The 17,825-nt window shown below is 39.6% G+C and carries 12 protein-coding genes and 1 tRNA gene; 8 read left to right on the forward strand and 5 right to left on the reverse strand.

Annotated features, from left to right (window positions below; genetic code table 11):
- The 5 genes from accC (at position 1) to IX83_RS02215 (ending at position 9,356) form a co-directional block, all read left to right on the forward strand.
- On the forward strand, positions 1–1,350 hold the full coding sequence (gene accC / locus IX83_RS02190) for an acetyl-CoA carboxylase biotin carboxylase subunit (RefSeq protein ID WP_038498701.1): 1,350 nt from the start codon (positions 1–3) through the stop codon (positions 1,348–1,350).
- A 3-nt stretch (positions 1,351–1,353) separates the two neighbouring features.
- Positions 1,354–2,235, forward strand: a complete 882-nt coding sequence (gene prmA / locus IX83_RS02195; protein ID WP_038498704.1) for a 50S ribosomal protein L11 methyltransferase — start codon at positions 1,354–1,356, stop codon at positions 2,233–2,235.
- A gap of 167 nt (positions 2,236–2,402) precedes the next feature.
- Positions 2,403–5,999, forward strand: a complete 3,597-nt coding sequence (gene putA, locus IX83_RS02200) for a bifunctional proline dehydrogenase/L-glutamate gamma-semialdehyde dehydrogenase PutA (RefSeq protein WP_038498707.1) — start codon at positions 2,403–2,405, stop codon at positions 5,997–5,999.
- A gap of 34 nt (positions 6,000–6,033) precedes the next feature.
- Complete coding sequence (gene putP, locus IX83_RS02205) at positions 6,034–7,506, forward strand: sodium/proline symporter PutP (RefSeq protein WP_038498710.1); 1,473 nt, start codon at positions 6,034–6,036, stop codon at positions 7,504–7,506.
- A 257-nt stretch (positions 7,507–7,763) separates the two neighbouring features.
- On the forward strand, positions 7,764–9,356 hold the full coding sequence (locus IX83_RS02215; protein WP_038498715.1) for a phosphoethanolamine transferase: 1,593 nt from the start codon (positions 7,764–7,766) through the stop codon (positions 9,354–9,356).
- A 180-nt stretch (positions 9,357–9,536) separates the two neighbouring features.
- Here the strand turns inward: IX83_RS02215 and IX83_RS02220 are convergent, their stop codons facing one another.
- The gene (locus IX83_RS02220) at positions 9,537–10,643 is read right to left on the reverse strand and encodes a glycosyltransferase family 9 protein (RefSeq protein WP_201770250.1); all 1,107 of its coding nucleotides are present in this window, start codon (positions 10,641–10,643) and stop codon (positions 9,537–9,539) included.
- A gap of 28 nt (positions 10,644–10,671) precedes the next feature.
- On the opposite strand from IX83_RS02220, the gene IX83_RS02225 reads away from it, so the two are divergent.
- Positions 10,672–11,388, forward strand: a complete 717-nt coding sequence (locus IX83_RS02225) for a 3-deoxy-D-manno-octulosonic acid kinase (RefSeq protein ID WP_038498718.1) — start codon at positions 10,672–10,674, stop codon at positions 11,386–11,388.
- Positions 11,389–11,778: 390 nt separating this feature from the next.
- On the opposite strand, the gene IX83_RS02230 is transcribed toward IX83_RS02225, so the two are convergent.
- The gene (locus IX83_RS02230; RefSeq protein ID WP_038498721.1) at positions 11,779–12,003 is read right to left on the reverse strand and encodes a sulfurtransferase TusA family protein; all 225 of its coding nucleotides are present in this window, start codon (positions 12,001–12,003) and stop codon (positions 11,779–11,781) included.
- Positions 11,988–13,058, reverse strand: coding sequence for a YeeE/YedE family protein (locus IX83_RS02235; protein ID WP_051919088.1), 1,071 nt, complete (start codon positions 13,056–13,058; stop codon positions 11,988–11,990). The genes IX83_RS02230 and IX83_RS02235 overlap by 16 nt, the downstream gene beginning before the upstream one ends.
- A gap of 433 nt (positions 13,059–13,491) precedes the next feature.
- On the opposite strand from IX83_RS02235, the gene IX83_RS02240 reads away from it, so the two are divergent.
- Complete coding sequence (locus IX83_RS02240; protein WP_038498724.1) at positions 13,492–14,655, forward strand: NAD(P)H-dependent flavin oxidoreductase; 1,164 nt, start codon at positions 13,492–13,494, stop codon at positions 14,653–14,655.
- 477 nt (positions 14,656–15,132) lie between these two features.
- Here the strand turns inward: IX83_RS02240 and IX83_RS02245 are convergent, their stop codons facing one another.
- Positions 15,133–16,065, reverse strand: a complete 933-nt coding sequence (locus tag IX83_RS02245; RefSeq protein WP_038498727.1) for a LysR family transcriptional regulator — start codon at positions 16,063–16,065, stop codon at positions 15,133–15,135.
- A 126-nt stretch (positions 16,066–16,191) separates the two neighbouring features.
- Here IX83_RS02245 and metF point away from each other — a divergent pair, with 126 nt between their 5' ends.
- Positions 16,192–17,085 carry a methylenetetrahydrofolate reductase gene (gene metF / locus IX83_RS02250; RefSeq protein ID WP_038498730.1) on the forward strand — a complete coding sequence of 298 codons (894 nt, stop codon included), beginning with the start codon at positions 16,192–16,194 and terminating at the stop codon, positions 17,083–17,085.
- Positions 17,086–17,612: 527 nt separating this feature from the next.
- Here the strand turns inward: metF and IX83_RS02255 are convergent.
- Positions 17,613–17,697: transfer RNA gene (locus IX83_RS02255), tRNA-Leu, on the reverse strand.
- Positions 17,698–17,825 lie beyond the last annotated feature (128 nt).

Below are 17,825 nucleotides of genomic sequence, written 5' to 3' on the forward strand. Positions count from 1 at the left end.
ATGTTTGAGAAGATTTTAATTGCTAACCGCGGTGAAATTGCGTTGCGTGTCCAACGTGCTTGCCGTGAGTTAGGTATCAAAACAGTCGTCGTGTATTCGGAAGCGGATCGTGATGCGAAGTATGTTCGTTTAGCGGATGAATCGGTATGTATTGGGCCTGCTTCACCACTAAAAAGCTATTTACAGATGCCTGCTATTATCGCTGCGGCAGAAGTTACTGATGCCGAAGCGATCCATCCCGGTTATGGTTTCTTGTCTGAAAACGCAAGTTTTGCAGAACAGGTGGAAAGAAGTGGTTTTACTTTTATTGGCCCACGTGCTGACACAATTCGTATGATGGGTGATAAGGTAAGTGCTAAAAAAGCCATGATTGAAGCGGGTGTTCCTGTAGTACCAGGTTCGGATGGTGCCTTACCGAATGATGACAAAGTCATTCTTGAAACGGCTCGTAAGATTGGTTATCCCGTCATTATTAAAGCTGCCGGCGGTGGCGGTGGACGTGGTATGCGAGTGGTTCATGATGAGGCAAGCTTATTGAAATCAGTGAGTTTGACAAAGTCTGAAGCGGCGGCAGCGTTCAATAATCCTGAAGTTTACATGGAAAAATTCCTCCAAAAACCACGTCACATCGAGATTCAGGTTTTGGGTGATGGTCATGGTCATGCGGTATGGATTGGTGAACGTGATTGCTCAATGCAAAGACGTCACCAGAAAGTGATTGAAGAAGCACCCGCACCAGGTGTTGACAGAGCGTTAATCGCCGAAGTGGGTGAAAGTTGTGTAGAAGCTTGCCGTCGTATGAAATATCGCGGTGCAGGTACCTTTGAATTTTTGTATGAAGATGGTCGTTTCTATTTCATCGAAATGAATACGCGAATTCAGGTAGAACACACAGTTTCAGAGATGATTTCGGGATTGGACTTGGTTCGTCAACAGATTTTGATCGCTGCAGGAGAACCATGGACATTGAAACAAGAAGATATTCAGTTAAATGGTCACGCGATCGAATGTCGTATCAATGCTGAAGATCCTTATACGTTTATTCCATGCCCCGGTTTGATCCAAACATGGCATACCCCAGGTGGTCCAGGTGTACGCATGGATTCTCATGTCTATAATGGATATAAAGTACCTCCTAACTATGATTCGATGATTGGTAAACTCATCACATGGGGTGCCGATCGTGAACAAGCGATTGCTCGTATGCGTACGGCTTTAAGTGAAATGGTGGTGGAGGGAATCAGTACAAATATTCCTTTACATCGAGATATTATGGTAGATGGTCCGTTTAACAAAGGTGATTTTTCGATTCATTATCTCGAGAAAAAACTATCTGAACGTGAGAAGTGATTGATGCGTGAGCTAGTCATTGAATGCCCCTTGAGTGAAGCAGAAGCCTTATCTGATCGTTTGCTTGACTCAGGGGCATTATCTGTTTCTATTGAAGATGCACAGCGAGATTCTGAGTTTGAACAAGCGATGTTTGGTGAACCAGGTATGGAAATTGAAACTCATGCTTGGGAAAAGAATATCGTTGTGTCTTTATGGCCCGATGAGGTCGATGAAAACCAAGTGTTAGAAGCCCTTGAGCTATCTGCATCAGATGTCCAATGGCGTGAAGTACCTGATGAAGACTGGGTGAGGCTAACACAATCCCAATTTGATCCCATTAAGATAGGTGAAAAAATTTGGATTGTACCGAGTTGGCATAGTCTGGATGATGTGCCGTCTGGCAGTCTAACTTTACAACTTGATCCTGGGTTGGCTTTTGGCACAGGTAGTCATCCCACTACGCGTTTATGTGCTAAATGGCTAGAGGCACATTTACAGTCTGGTATGTCGGTATTAGACTATGGTTGTGGTTCTGGGATTTTAGGAATCATCGCTTCTAAGCTGGGTGCCAAAGAAGTTTACGGCACCGATATTGATGAACAAGCCATTACTGCTGCGACCTATAATGCTCAGGTGAATCAAACGCCGATGACACTTTGTTTACCTGATGCGATGCCTGCTGATAAAACATTTGATGTCGTGGTGGCAAATATTCTCTCTAATCCCTTAAAGATGTTGGCTCCTTTGCTGTGCCATCGCGTTGCCAAAGGTGGTTTTTTGATTCTATCTGGGATTTTAGATAGTCAAGAAGCTGAAATTAAGGCATTCTACGCTCCTTGGATAGTCTTGCAATCTTTTGAGGTTCAAGAGGGCTGGGTTTGTTTATATGGTCAAATGATATAAAAAAGTGCTAGGGGTTTTCCCTAGATTTTTTCTTGTTGTTCCCTTTATATCACGAGATGGGTATATGATTTCTCTTGTTATCCTTTTTGCTTTGTAAAGATAACACCTACGAGTTGAAATAATCATCCCCTTATTTTAACGTTGAATAATTTTCAAAAGGAAGATACATGTTTAAGTTTTCACACGCTCAGGAAGCCTTGCGTAATCGTATTACTGAAGCCTATCGTGCAGATGAAGCAAAGGCTGTTCAGTGGTTATTAGCTCAACAACCTTTAAATGAAGACGAAAAAGTAACGATTGCTAAACAAGCAAAAGAATTAATTTTAAAGGTAAGAGAAAATCGCAAAAAAGCGTCAGGTGTTGATGCGTTGATGCACGAATTTACGCTTTCTACTGAAGAGGGAATTGCCTTGATGTGTTTGGCTGAAGCATTGTTGCGTATTCCCGATGTAGAAACGCGTAACAAACTCATTCAAGACAAGATTTCAGGCGGTGATTGGAAAAAACATTTAGGACATAGCCCCTCTTTGTTTGTGAATTCAACGGCTTGGGGATTATTTATTACCGGTAAGTTAACCAGTTCGTTAAGTGAGAACAGTTTAAGCAGTGCTTTAACGCGTGTGGTGGCAAAAGGTGGGCAGCCTTTGATTCGTTTAGCGGTGAATCATGCCATGCGTTTATTAGGTAAACAATTTGTCACAGGTGAGACGATTGAAGAAGCCCTTAAAAACGGGGCGGCCAGAGAGAAAATGGGGTATCGTTTTTCCTTTGATATGTTGGGCGAAGCGGCGATGACTTCAGAAGATGCTCAGCGTTACTATCAAGATTATGTCAAAGCGATTCATGCGATAGGAAAACAATCAGCGGGTAAAGGCGTTTATGATGGCAACGGTATTTCGGTGAAATTATCAGCGATTCATCCTCGTTATAGTCGTGCAAAACATGAACGTGTGATGACTGAGTTGTTGCCACGTTTGAAAGAACTTTTCTTATTGGCAAAACAATACGATATTGGTTTGAATATCGATGCAGAAGAAGCGAATCGTTTGGAATTATCACTTGATTTAATCGAATCATTGATTAAAGATCCAGATTTAAAAGGCTTCAAGGGTATTGGTATCGTGGTGCAGGCCTATCAGAAACGTTGTCCATACGTTATCGATTATTTGGTGGACGTTGCTCGTCGCCATGGTCAAAAACTTATGATCCGTTTAGTTAAAGGTGCTTATTGGGATAGTGAAATTAAATGGTCCCAATTAGAAGGTTTAGAGGGATACCCTGTGTACACTCGAAAAGCACATACAGATGTATCATATTTGGTGTGTGCTAGAAAATTATTAGCCGCTCAAGACGCGGTATTTCCTCAGTTTGCCACACATAACGCTTACACGGCTTGTGCGATTTATCATATGGGCAAAGGATTGGATTTTGAATTCCAATGTTTACACGGAATGGGTGAGACTTTATATGATCAAGTCGTCGGTGAGAAGAATTTAGGTCGCCGTGTACGGGTGTATGCACCAGTAGGAACGCATGAAACCTTGTTGGCTTATTTGGTGAGACGTTTATTGGAAAACGGGGCGAACTCGTCCTTTGTGAACCAATTAGTCGATGAAAAAGTCAGTATTGATGATTTGGTGAAATGTCCTTTGGATGTGGCAGAGACTTACCAAGGAAAAATGCACCAAGCTCTACCTTTGCCAAGAAAATTATACGGATCGGCACGCGATAACTCACTAGGAATTGATTTGAGTAATGAGTTAGCGTTGGCACAGTTAGAACAAGCGATGAATGCCTTTGAACCTCATTATGTAGCCAGTTCATTATTAGCGGTTGCAGATGAACAAGCAAAAACTGTTGAGGTGTTAAATCCAGCTAATCATGATGATAAGGTTGGTCAAGCGACTTTCTCGGATGTAAAAGTGGTTTCTAAAGTGATTGAAGCTGCTATTGCGGGTCAGACGGCATGGGCATCGAAACCCGTAAAAGAACGTGCAGATTGCTTGCGTCGTTTTGCTGATTTAATGGAAGAACACATGCCTTCTTTAATGGCCTTGGCGATTCGTGAGGCTGGAAAAACCTTAACGAACGCGATTGCTGAGATTCGTGAAGCAGTGGATTTTTGCCGTTATTATGCAGATGAAGCAGAACATCATTTACCTGCTGATGCACAAGCTGTCGGGGCGGTGGTGACGATTAGCCCATGGAATTTCCCATTGGCGATTTTTATTGGACAAACCGTTGCTGCGTTAGTGGTTGGTAATAGCGTGGTGGCCAAACCAGCTGAACAAACGAGTTTAATTGCTCATCGTGCGGTCACCTTGTTGCATCAGGCAGGTGTGCCGACGACTGCGTTGCAGTTGATATTAGGGGCAGGTGATGTCGGTGCCGCATTGACATCCGATGCACGTATTGCAGGGGTGATTTTTACAGGATCAACTGAAGTTGCTAAATTAATCAATAAAAACTTAAAAGCTCGCGATGATCAGCCTCTTTTAATTGCTGAAACGGGCGGACAAAATGCCATGATTGTGGACAGTACCGCTTTGCCAGAACAAGTCTGCGTAGATGTATTGAATTCTGCTTTTGATTCGGCAGGTCAACGTTGTTCTGCATTACGTATTTTATGCGTACAAGAAGAAGTAGCAGATCGTACTTTGAAGATGATTAAAGATGCGATGAACGAGCTTAAAGTAGGTAATCCTGTTGATATGGATACGGATATTGGCCCAGTTATTGATGCAGAGGCACAGAAAAACCTTAACGATCATATCCAACATATTTCTAAAGTGGCCAAAAACGTTCATCAAATTAAGATGCAGGATACGCTTGAAAGCAAAGGCACTTACGTGTTGCCAACTTTAATTGAATTAAATAATTTAAATGAGTTGAAAAAAGAAGTGTTTGGTCCCGTCTTGCATGTGATACGTTATCGTAGTGAGGATCTGTTGAATTTAATTGATCAAATTAATGCTAAAGGTTATGCCTTAACACATGGTGTACATAGCCGTATTGATGCAACAGTGGCACAAATTATCGATCGCGTTAACGCGGGTAATATCTATGTGAACCGCAATATCGTAGGGGCTGTGGTAGGCGTGCAACCTTTCGGTGGACATGGTTTATCGGGTACAGGACCTAAAGCAGGCGGTCCATTCTATTTACAACGTTTGATCAATACAAAACAATGGCGTAAACCACTTGTCACGACAGAAGCTGTGTTTGATCAAAAAGCGGCAGATGCTTTGATTCACTCATTAAACCAAAATGCGAATATTCAGAATAAAGCGTATTTGCAAGAGGCGGTTAATCAAGCCAAGGCATACCATCTTCACGGTGCTGTCGCGACATTAAAAGGGCCAACAGGTGAAGAGAATACCTTGCATTGGGAATTACCAAAAGGTATTTGGTTATATGGTGGTGATTTAGAACAGGCTTTAAAAGTCGCTGTACAACTACAGGTGTTAGGGTTTAAGTTCTTTGTGTTACCTGATCATCCTGTTGCCCAGTACTCATCAGTGTTTTCTGGTTTAACGGTTACAGAACATTCGTTGATTTTAAGCAACGTCAGCCACGTTTTATCGCTAGGTAGTTTCCCTAGTGCAGAGCGTTTGCGTCTTGCAGACTCTCAAGGGGCTATCGTACACTTAATTGAAACGCAGCAGGAAGTTGATTATTTGCGTTTGTACCAAGAGGTCAGTGTCAGTATCAATACAACCGCTGCGGGTGGCAATGCAAGCCTCATGGCAATGAGTGAAGCATGATGAAAATTTAATTTAAAAGGAAGAAGGAATCCCCATGTTTAATCCTTTATATATTACATTTGCTGTGTACATTATCCTCGTGTTGGGAATTGGCTTTATCGCTTATTTTTCGACACGTAATTTCGATGATTATATTTTGGGTGGTCGCAGTCTAGGTAGTTTTGTAACCGCGATGTCTGCTGGTGCTTCAGATATGTCTGGCTGGCTTTTAATGGGTTTGCCAGGTGCTATCTATTTATCGGGTCTTAATGAGTCTTGGATTGCGATTGGTTTGTTAGTGGGTGCTTATTTTAACTGGCGACTAGTGTCTGGTCGTTTGCGTATTCATACCGAGTTAAATCATAACGCGTTAACATTACCAGAATATTTTTACCAGCGTTTTGGTGCACGCACACCGATGATCAAAGTCGTCTCAGCTTTGGTGATTTTGGTCTTTTTCACTTTGTATTGTGCATCAGGTATTATCGCGGGTGCTAAGCTATTCCAGTTGTTGTTTGATGTTAGCTATACCCAAGCGATGTGGTTAGGTGCAGGAGCAACGATTATTTATACCTTTATCGGTGGGTTCTTGGCAGTAAGCTGGACAGATACGGTTCAAGCCACCTTGATGTTATTTGCATTGATTCTGACACCGATTATGGTGTATTTAAGCTTGGGTGGTGCCGATCAATTCCAGTCAGCTATGGAACACGCTATTTCTGTTACAACTAAAGATTACAGTAGTTTGTTGGCAGGAACAAGTTTTATTGGCATTATTAGTGCGGCGGCGTGGGGATTAGGTTATTTTGGACAACCTCATATCTTGGCTCGTTTTATGGCAGCAGAAAGCAAAAAATCATTGGTTTCAGCTCGTCGCATTGGTATGACTTGGATGTTCTTGTGCTTAGGTGGTGCGGTTGCGGTAGGTTATTTTGGTATTGCTTATTACTATGATAAACCTGTTAGTTCAGCCGATGCAGAAAAAATCTTTATGTATTTAGCTCGTGATTTGTTTAATCCATGGATTGCGGGTGTGCTGTTATCGGCTATTTTGGCAGCCGTAATGTCAACATTAAGTTGCCAATTATTAGTGTCTTCATCAGCGATTACAGAGGATTTCTATAAAGGCTTCTTAAGACCAAAAGCTTCTCAAAAAGAGTTGGTGTGGATTGGCCGTGCGATGGTATTAGCGGTTGCGGCAATCGCGATTTACATTGCTCGTGATGAAAATAGTAGCGTCTTAAAAGTTGTTTCTTACGCATGGGCTGGTTTTGGAGCTGCATTTGGACCAGTGGTTATTCTATCTGTTTTCTCAAAACGCATTTCATCGGTGGCTGCTGTGGCAGGGATGATTGTCGGTTCTTTAGTGGTTGTGGGTTGGAAATATATTGATTCACCTATTTATGAGATTATCCCTGGCTTTATTGCTTGCTGGATAGTGACTTATGTTTTATCACTTGAATCGCCTGCTTCAAAAGAAGTTCAAGAGAAATTTGAACAAGCCGATAATATCTATCGTTCTGAATAAATCGTTCGATAAGAATGGAGAAATCATGCACCTCAGATTTAAATGGGGTGCTTTTTTTATGCGTCTAGTTATACGTTTAGTATGGGATACACCGAGGGAAATCCCTTTAGAGGCTTGTGTCCCTGAAGTTTTTTATGCCTGCAGTATAAGCTATAACTATTTTCGATTTAATGATGAAGGGCAAAGATCCTATTTGATGTGGAAACGATAGATATTGGGATGATGCTGATAAGTCGTTATAATAAGTAAGATGATTAATGGTCAACGGGAAAACAAAAGAGATGAGCTTACTTTCAGATAAGACATTTAGACTGTATTTTAATTTTTTTATTATTTGTATTTTAGTGAATTTAGTGTCTCGATGGGCCAATGTTTTATTCAGCAATATCGGAATATTTGGACTGGCGTTAAGTTTGCTACTGGCTTCAGGTAATAAATTTTGCTTACGTATTTTGATTCTTCCTGCTATTTTGACGATTATTTTTGGGGCGATTTATGCGACCTATGGGCCTATTTCCTTGGGAATGTACGCCGCTTTTGCTGAAACAAATATCACGGAAGTGTTAGGTTTTTCGAGTACTTTTTCATGGGTGGTGATTCTCCAAACCTTAGCATTTGTGATTGCGTTTGTTTGTTATTACCGTTTAAGCACGCCTGTGATACAAGGCAATACCATGCCAGATGGTTCTAATGCCAAACCATTGAAGATAATTTTATTCTTAGTGTTTTTGGGTTGCGTATATATTTCTTTTCCCATCCAAGCATTGAAGAACTTTGTGAGTACAGGGTTTGAATACCATAAAGTGGTTAAAGAATTATTAGAAGAGTCTAAAAAGCCCAATACATGGGAAGTTACGAAAAATGAATATTACCAAAAGTATAAAAACTATGTATTGGTGATAGGTGAAAGTGCAAGAGCCGATTATTTTTCAGTTTTTGGTTATGATCATGAAACCACGCCGTTTTTAAATCAAGCTAAAGGTATCTTTTTCACAAAAGCCTATTCACCTAGTTATGGCACCGTTTTATCGCTATCCCGAACACTCCAATTACCATTGAAAGACGGTATAGATTTTGACGTTAAAAACAATATTATGAATTTGGCCAATAAGGGTGGTTATGAAACGATTTGGATTACCAATCAAGGTAAATTAGGTACTCATGATACGTCTTCATCTTTTATTGCCAGCAGTGCTAAACACCTTGAATACTTGCATACAGGTAGTTATCAGTCTTTCAATGTAGATGATGACGAATTGTTAGTGAGGTTAGAAAAGTATTTGAAAGAACCTGTAGAGGGTTCGCGTGTGATTGTTTTACATACTTTTGGTTCACATGTCGATCCTTGTCATCGTTTACATGGCTTTGAAAACAACTTTACCGTATTTAAGAAAAAAGAGGCGAATTGTTATCTTGCGACGATCCGAAAAACAGATGAGTTTTTGAGAAAGCTGCAAGAACGAATCAGCAAAGAGGGTAGTTATTCGATTATTTATTTTTCTGATCATGGTATAGAAGTCAATGATGAACGTGTAGGGCCTAGTTCGATGTACATTAGTAGTTATCATGTTCCATTCCTAATCTTGAACAGTGATAGTCGGGAACATGAGATTTATGATAAATACTACAGTAATCTGCATTTTATGTCTTTGTATGCCCAATGGCTAGGTTTAAACACCAATCACACGGATAAGGCTTTTAACCCTCATCATGTTCAAACGATGAAAGAAGTTTCTCCTTTGCTTATTTATTATGAGGGGGAAAATGAAGACGGTAACTACAAAAGAATGGTTTCTCCTTTGTTATTACCCGAAGATAAAAACCTAGAAAGCACATCAGAGAAAAAATAGTGTACTTTAAAGCTTGTGTTTAAGCGGTTCTTGGTAAGTGTAATCGCTGAATCGGATATAAGTGATGGATAAACGGCTGATGCAACACGTGACGGTGGTGGGCGGTTTAATCGATGGGTTTAAAGATCGACTGCTTCATGAAAGCTCGTGTTTAAGCGGTTCTTTCGAGTAAAGATAAATTTAAATATCAGGGAATAAAAGTTCCTTGGCTTTATTGATCACGGACTGAGGCGAAATTTCTTGCATGAGATTGGGGGTGCTGAGTTTTTTTGCCCAGTTTTGAGTAGATGAATGTTTAAACTCTTGGGCCGCATGTTTCTCATACACCGAAATAACATTATCAAGCTGTAAATAAGGTCCTGTGCGAGTAGGGTTATGATAGGCATATAGTCCAATGACGGTTGTGTCTAAAGCATTGGCAATATGTACGGGTCCTGAATCGGGGGCAATGACTAAATCAACTTGAGCGATTAAAGCGGCCAATTCTCTAAGACTGGTTTTGCCTACTAAATTAATCACAGGTACTTGGCATTGTTGTTCGATTTTTTGTGCACACAAACGTTCACGTTCGCTCGGTGAGCCTGCTAATAAAATATGAGCTCCACATTGATGTAACGCTTGGATGGTTGCTGCGTATCCCTCAATGGTCCAATCTTTTTCCGCTTTGCTTGAACAAGGAGAAATTAAGACATTTTTTTTATTGGCCATAAGATAGACTGACATATCTTCTTTCATTTCTTTTGGCAAATAGAAATTCCAATGTGGAGTTTCCATGGGTACGCCTAATAAACGAGCAAATTCGATAAACCCTGATAATACGTGGTTTTCAGACGGACGCTCAATTTTTTTATTGGTAAATAACCATTGGCCCTCTCTGGCTCGTTCTTTGTTAAACCCAATTTTATATTTGGCCTTGATGAATAAGGAAAGTAAAGAAGCACGAAAAGATGATTGCATATTGAGTAGTGCATCAAATCGCTTTCCTTTTAATGCTTGATGCACTTCTTTAAAGGCGTGCAATCCTTTCTTTTTGTCAAATACAACAAAATGGATATTTGGAATGCCTGTTAATAAGCCATATTCTGTTTTTCCGACAACCCAAGTGATTTCTGTTTTAGGAAAATGAGTTTGTATTGCTTGAACGACTGATAAAGCATTACACACATCGCCAACAGCTGAAAGTCTTAATATACAGATAGACTGCGGTTCTTTGTTAAATAAGCTCATAAAAACAGACGTATGAATAAAGTAAATGTGACTATTGTAAAATAAAATATTATTAAACATACATAGGCTGTCTGCACGGACTGAATTTATGAATAACATTCAATTTGAAAATGAAACGTTTTTGCTGAATACTCAAACGCTTGAATATTCCGTACAGCAGATGTTTTGTCTTGATTTTTGGAAAAAAGAAAAAAGAATATTAGGTCATGCGAAAGGTAGAGGCATTACTTGGTTTTTAAAAAGTGCAGATTTATTCGGTGTTGACACGGCTTTAAGACATTATTATCGAGGTGGATTGATCGGAAAATTAAATCGCGATCTGTTTTTGTACACTGATGAGCATAAAACACGAAGTTTTGCAGAATTTAATTTATTAAAACGTCTTCATGAATTAGGATTAGCTGTGCCTAAACCGATAGCAGCACGTATGCAAAAAGTCGGCGGTATTTTCTATCGAGCAGATATTTTGCTTGAAAAGATTGATGGGGCCAGTGATTTAACGGTCTTGTTGAAAACATCTTTACCTGAACTGGTTTGGGAACGTATTGGTCAGGAAATAAAAAAACTGCATCAGGCACAAGTGAATCATCGTGATTTAAATTGTCATAATATTTTGATACAGTCTGGCACAGAGAAAATTTATCTGATTGATTTTGATAAATGTGCCATCGAATCGGGTGAACGATGGAAAGAAGAAAATTTATTGCGACTTAAACGTTCATTTGAAAAAGAAAAACAACGCATGGGCATTGTGTTTGATGATGCTTGTTGGATGTATTTGTTGAAAGGTTATGAACGTGTTTAATCTATAAAACATCGTGGATAGTGATTTTGGGGATGTCTGATACGTCGCGTTTAATGCATCATGGATGAGGTTGTATTAACATATTTTGAAAGTTCTATCATCCACAAAATGATGGTGTGTTATGGATTCTGAACATCTTCAACTGTTCGTATTATGCTTGTTATAAGATTTTTTTGCAGAAAGTTAATATGAAAACAGTTGTGTCAGAATGTACTGGTTAAAAGATTTTTTATGTCATGAAGAAAGTTAAGGTAGTACGGCTATTCATTCACTTTTGAACAGTTATCAGATTCCATTATTTTGTAAGAAAAATTAAACTTCTTTTGACATCGATAATGTGAAGACCTCTTCATTCTGCAAGAAAATTCAGAGGTCTTTTTAAATAAAAGTTTATTTCTTCACTACGGTAATCGTCCATTTCGCAGGATCGATTTGTGCAAAGTCCTTCACTTCATATCCTTCGTCGGCAGCCCATTGTGGAATGCTATCGGTGGCCTGTGTGCAGTCAAACTCAATGATTAACTGATCGCCAGTATTGAGTTGGTTCATCGCGTTTTTTGCTTCGACTAAAGGAAAAGGGCAAACGTTACCGACAGTGTTTAATTTAAGATCCATTTATTTTCTCCTGATTGAGTGTTTAATAACGATTTTTGCTGAGGTCTCACGATAGTGAAATAAGCGGCAATCCATGTTCCTAATGTAAAGAATAGTAATGAAATCCATCCTTGCCAGCTAAATAAGGCGGTTTCGACCATACCATTACCGACTGTACAACCACCTGCTAAACTGGCACCGATTCCCATTAACACACCACCAAATAGGCTACTGATAATGGTTTTAGTATCAGGGACGCGTACTCTAAATTCACCGCTTGCTTTGGCGGCAATAAACGAACCGATAAGAATGCCGATAACAAGCAATACACCCCAGTTGATGTAACGAGTATCAGCGGTGACAAGGTATTGAATAAGGTTTGCAGAAGGTGTGGTAATACCAAGTCCAAAGTTTCTGCCAGATGCGATGCTTAATGGCCAAGCAACGATGGCAATGACACCAATTAAGGTCGCAGTGAAAAAAGGGTGCCAACGTTTTTCAAACAGAAAATGTGCAATCCCTGTTCTTTTAGGTGGCAGTTCAGCGATCTTTGCTTTTGGTTTCGATAGTTCGCGAATAAGTAAATAAGCGACTAAAAGTACAAACAAAGTTAATAATATCCAAGATGAAATGCCTAACGTTTCATAGATAAAGGTGTCGCCTAGTGCAATGGATTTTAGCCCACGATTAGCATCTCCTAAAGGACCTGTTCTCATGATGGCACTAAACAACATGTACATAAATAGGGCGATCCAACTGCCTACTAAGCCTTCACCTGAACGATACCAAGTACCGGTGGCACACCCGCCTGCTAATACAATACCGATACCAAACATTAATCCACCAGCAATTGTGGCAATTAAAGGAATAGGTTCAGCAGGGTTTTGCTTGATAATACCCAAGTTTAAAAGTACGTAAATGCCGACGGATTGAATAGCAATAACCAGTAAGAATGCGATAAACATTCGTGATTTTTTTAGTAAGTATAAATCTCTTAATGCACCCGTTACGCAAAACCTGCCTCTTTGCAAAACGAATCCTAAAATCGCACCACATAGTAATCCAGTTAAGATCATGTTAATAATTCCCACTAAAATAAGAAAAGCATGCTGTGTTAAAAAGTTTTTGGAATGATGATATTAAGAAGAACTTAATAAAATAATTCCTTACCTATAGATATAAACGATGTTGCGATCTTGCTCAAGAGAATTATGCAGTTTTTGGCTGAAAAATTGAAATTTGTAGTAGTTTTAAAACATTGATTATTAATATATTTTTAATAATAGATTAAATGGAAGTATATCTTGTAAATAAAATCATATGCTTATTGATTTAAATAAATCGGTGCTTAATATTTTTTAAATAAATAAAATTCCATTTCTTATTTTTGAATCTTTAAATAAGTGTTTAAAAATCTACTTTCTGACAAAAAACTGACAGTTTTCTATCATTAAGCTGACAAATACATTACAATGTATGAGTTCTGTTTTGATACATTAATGTTTTTTTATGAAACACCTTTATAAACCTCTGAAAATCAGAGAAAAAGAGCTTATTCCTATTGTGCAAGGTGGAATGGGGGTAGGTATATCGGCAAGTAGCTTATCTAGTGCGGTTGCTAGAGAGGGTGGTGTAGGTACCATTGCTAGTATTGATTTGCGTCATTTGCACCCCGATTTATTAGAAGAATCAAAGGTTAATCCCTCAGCTGAAAATTTTTTACGTCTGAATCATATTGCCTTGGATAGAGAGATTAAAACGGCTTTGAAAAACAGCCAAGGCAAAGGCATGATTGCGGTCAACGTGATGAAAGCGGTAAAAGACTTTGAGGGCTTGGTTCGTCAATCTTGTGAATCAGGTGCTGAAGCAATTGTGATGGGGGCAGGGTTGCCTTTAGAACTTCCAGATTTAACGGCTGATTTTCCTCAGGTTTGTTTGTTTCCGATTTTGTCTGAATCTCGTGGTGTTCAAATTGTTTTGAAACGTTGGATGAAAAAGAATAGATTACCCGATGCGATTGTGATTGAACATCCTAATCATGCGGGTGGACACTTGGGGGCGACACAGATTACGGATTTAGGGCATGAACGTTTTAGTTTTCCGCGTGTGGTGGAAGAGGTTCATGAAATCTATAAAAACTTGGGCATTGAAAATGAGCATATTCCACTTATTTTGGCGGGTGGTATGGCTCATCATAAGAAAATCGATACGGCTTTAAATGTTTGGGGAGCCGATGCGGTGCAGATTGGAACGGCCTTTGCGGTAACTCATGAAGGTGATGCACATCCAAACTTTAAGAAAGTCTTGGCGGATGCGGAAGAAGAGGATATTGCTGAATTTATGTCAGTAGCGGGATTGCCTGCCAGAGCGGTAAAAACCTCGTTCTTAGAAAAATATTTGAAAAGTGAGTCTAAGTTACAATCTGTTGCTAAAGCTGATCCAAGAAGATGTACAGAGTCTTTTAACTGCTTGCAAGTCTGTGGTTTGCGAGATGGGATTAGTAAAATAGGCCAATTCTGTATTGATCAAAGACTTAGTGATGCGTTAAAAGGCGATTTGAAAAAAGGTCTATTCTTTAGAGGTAAAGATCCTTTGCCATATGGGCATGAATCTCGAAGTGTCAAAGATACGATTCATTACTTGTTGACAGGGGAATTGGTGCCAGCTGTTTAACCATCAGTTGTTGAGATCGGGAAAGAAGACGTGCCTTAGTGTGCGTCTTTTTTTATGGGTGTTTAAAAAAATGAAAATGTTTTTTTGAGATGCAGGTATGGGCCTGATCTAATCGTTTGGGTAAGAAACACCAAGCTCGGATGTCTGATTTAGGGGATGTCTAAACGAGATGTGCTTAAACTCGTACAGTCTGAGTCGTTGAATAATAAATACCAAGCTCGGATGCTTGATTTAGGGCGTGTCTAAACGAGATATGCTTAAACCCGTACAGTCAGACCCGTTAAATGATAAACACCAAGCTAGGATGTCTGATTTAGGGGATGTCTAAATGAGATGTGCTTAAACTCGTACAGTCTGAGTCGTTGAATAATAAACACCAAGCTCGGATGCTTGATTTAGGGTGTGTCTAAACGAGATGTGCATAAACCCGTACAGTCTGATTCGTTGAATAATAAACACCAAGCTCGGATGTCTGATTTAGGGGATGTCTAAACGTGATAAGCCAGGTAAAGTGGCGAAACTTTGGGTTTGGACGGTGTGAAAGAAATCTTGTATATAAGCCATGTCCGTCATATTTTCACGCGTGGCTGCATATAATTCGCTAGTGAGTCCTTGAGGGGTGATTTTCTTGGCGATTACGTAGCCTCTTTGTAAATAAGGTAACACGGCCCAATAGGGTAGGGTTGCAATGCCTCGTTTGCTGGCGACTAATTGGACAATAGCAATCGTTAGTTCGCTAGTGCGTCGAGCAGGGTTGATATTGGCTGGTTCTAAGACTTTTCTGACGACATCCAACATATCGTCCGAAACGGGGTAAGTAATCAATGTTTCGTTTTTGAAGTCGTTTGCTTCCCAGATTTCTTTTGAAGCTAGAGGGTGGTCTTTGGCACAAATACCGACCATTTCATAGGAAAACAGAGGTTGAAAATTAATGCCAGGAGTGGGTTCTACCTCTGAAACAACGGCCCAATCAGCACGATGTGAAAGTAATAGACCTACTGGATCTGTGTGAAATCCTGAAACAATATCTAATTCAACTAAGGGCCAACTTTGTCTGAATAAATCCATTGCAGGCATTAGCCAATCAAAACAAGTGTGACACTCGATTGCAATCCGTAATTCACCCGCTTCACCCTCTTTAAGGCGTGCGACATCAAGTTCCGCTTCAATGACTTGAGGTAAGATACGGTGTGCAAGTTTGAGTAAACGTGTTCCTGCTGGTGTGAACCGAACAGGTTGTGTTTTACGTTCTAGTAATGGTAAGCTATATAAGTCTTCTAAGCCTTTTATTTGGTGAGACAGTGCGGATTGGGTAACACAGACTCTTTCGGCAGCTAATGATAAACTACCTGTTTCTTCGATGGCTAATAATGTACGCAAATGGCGTAAATCAATATATATGGGCTTCATGAAAATAATTCACTCAAACTATGAAAATAAATAAGTTGAATTCATTCTAAAAGTACTGCATAGTATAACCTATTGTGAGTTTTAAATTGTTTAGCAATATTAATAAAAAAGATAAATGGATATTCTATGGGTTATGCAAAACATATCAATGTATTAAATCAGTCATTGGCAGAGTTAGATGGAAATATCAACGTTTCTTTTGAATTTTTTCCCCCTAAAAATGAAGAAATGGAGCATATTTTGTGGAGTTCGATTAATCGATTGGCTCCTTTAAAACCCAAGTTTGTCTCAGTGACTTATGGTGCTAATTCTGGTGAACGTGAACGTACGCATAGTGTGGTTAAAGCGATTCAACAGAAAACGGGATTGATTGCGGCCCCGCATTTAACCTGTATTGATGCGACTAAGGAAGAGTTGAGTCAAATTGCAAAAGATTATTGGAATAATGGAATTCGTAATATCGTGGCGTTAAGAGGGGATGAGCCAGTAGGGTATGAAAAAAAAGAATTTTATGCCAGTGATTTGGTGAAAATTTTAAAAGATGTTGCTGATTTTGAAATATCGGTGGCGGCTTATCCAGAGGTGCATCCAGAAGCGAAATCGGCACAGGCGGATCTTTGGTATTTAAAACAAAAAGTGGATAACGGTGCTACGCGTGCGATTACCCAATTTTTCTTTGACATCGATACCTATTTGCGTTTTCGTGATCGCTGTGCTGCGATCGGTATTGATGTGGAAATCGTACCAGGTATCTTGCCCGTGACAAACTTTAAACAGTTGTTGAAAATGGCGACTTTAACGAATGTCAAAATCCCCCAATGGCTAAGTAAACGTTATGAGGGGCTTGAAAACGACCCTATTACGCGTAATTTGATTGCAGCGAGTGTGGCGATTGATATGGTGAGAATTTTGTCTAGTGAGGGGGTCAAAGACTTTCACTTTTACACGCTTAATCGTTCAGAATTAACCTATGCGATTTGTCATACTTTAGGGTTGCGAGCAGATACATCGGCTGTTTGATTAGTTTTTCAGAATTTTAAGAAAAGATGCCCATCTAGATAAAGATTTAGGTGGGTGTTTTTTTTTGTCCATAAAATGTTCAAAAGAACGAAGAGAGGGGGGTACATGACGTATGCTGAAATCCTGAATGCTTGGATGGGTGAGGTAATAAAGTGTGTAAGATAGATGGGCAGGATGAGTGCGATGGACGATCGGATCGAGTGGGCGTGAACCACTGGGATGATGGTGACATCAGGATTTAGGTGGTCGATGGGTGATAAAGTGTGTAAGATGGACGATCGGATCGAGTAGGTGGGAGCCGCTGGGATGACGGTGACATCAGGATTTAGGTGTGGGATGGGTGAGGTAATAAAGTGTATAAGATAGATGAGAAAATAAATTCAGGGGAAGTTTTTGGTCAATTTTTGTTATTTTACTGTACAAAAACACAGTAATCAAGAAAAAGAAAAAAACCTTATAAATCAGTATGTTGGTATATATTCACATTGATTTATAAGGTTTTTTATACAGTAGTTTAACCAGTATCTTGGTGCGAGCGGAGAGACTCGAACTCTCACACCTCACGGCGCTGGAACCTAAATCCAGTGCGTCTACCAATTCCGCCACGCTCGCTCGCACATAAGCGATCATTATAAAATTAGTCTTCTTTTTAAGGCAAGTGTTTTTTATACAGTCCGACTTGTTTGTATCATTTTTTATACAAATCGTAATGAAACAGGTAAATTTTCTTGAGGGTAAGC

The sequence above is a fragment of the Basilea psittacipulmonis DSM 24701 genome (genome assembly GCF_000743945.1).
GTDB classification, from domain to species: domain Bacteria; phylum Pseudomonadota; class Gammaproteobacteria; order Burkholderiales; family Burkholderiaceae_B; genus Basilea; species Basilea psittacipulmonis.

Bases quoted from the DNA above. Each gene is read 5' to 3' on its own strand.
- accC (WP_038498701.1), top strand. From the start codon at position 1: ATGTTTGAGAAGATTTTAATTGCTAACCGCGGTGAAATTGCGTTGCGT.
- prmA (WP_038498704.1), top strand. From the start codon at position 1,354: ATGCGTGAGCTAGTCATTGAATGCCCCTTGAGTGAAGCAGAAGCCTTA.
- putA (WP_038498707.1), top strand. From the start codon at position 2,403: ATGTTTAAGTTTTCACACGCTCAGGAAGCCTTGCGTAATCGTATTACT.
- putP (WP_038498710.1), top strand. From the start codon at position 6,034: ATGTTTAATCCTTTATATATTACATTTGCTGTGTACATTATCCTCGTG.
- IX83_RS02215 (WP_038498715.1), top strand. From the start codon at position 7,764: ATGGTCAACGGGAAAACAAAAGAGATGAGCTTACTTTCAGATAAGACA.
- IX83_RS02220 (WP_201770250.1), bottom strand. From the start codon at position 10,643: ATGTTTAATAATATTTTATTTTACAATAGTCACATTTACTTTATTCAT.
- IX83_RS02225 (WP_038498718.1), top strand. From the start codon at position 10,672: ATGAATAACATTCAATTTGAAAATGAAACGTTTTTGCTGAATACTCAA.
- IX83_RS02230 (WP_038498721.1), bottom strand. From the start codon at position 12,003: ATGGATCTTAAATTAAACACTGTCGGTAACGTTTGCCCTTTTCCTTTA.
- IX83_RS02235 (WP_051919088.1), bottom strand. From the start codon at position 13,058: ATGATCTTAACTGGATTACTATGTGGTGCGATTTTAGGATTCGTTTTG.
- IX83_RS02240 (WP_038498724.1), top strand. From the start codon at position 13,492: ATGAAACACCTTTATAAACCTCTGAAAATCAGAGAAAAAGAGCTTATT.
- IX83_RS02245 (WP_038498727.1), bottom strand. From the start codon at position 16,065: ATGAAGCCCATATATATTGATTTACGCCATTTGCGTACATTATTAGCC.
- metF (WP_038498730.1), top strand. From the start codon at position 16,192: ATGGGTTATGCAAAACATATCAATGTATTAAATCAGTCATTGGCAGAG.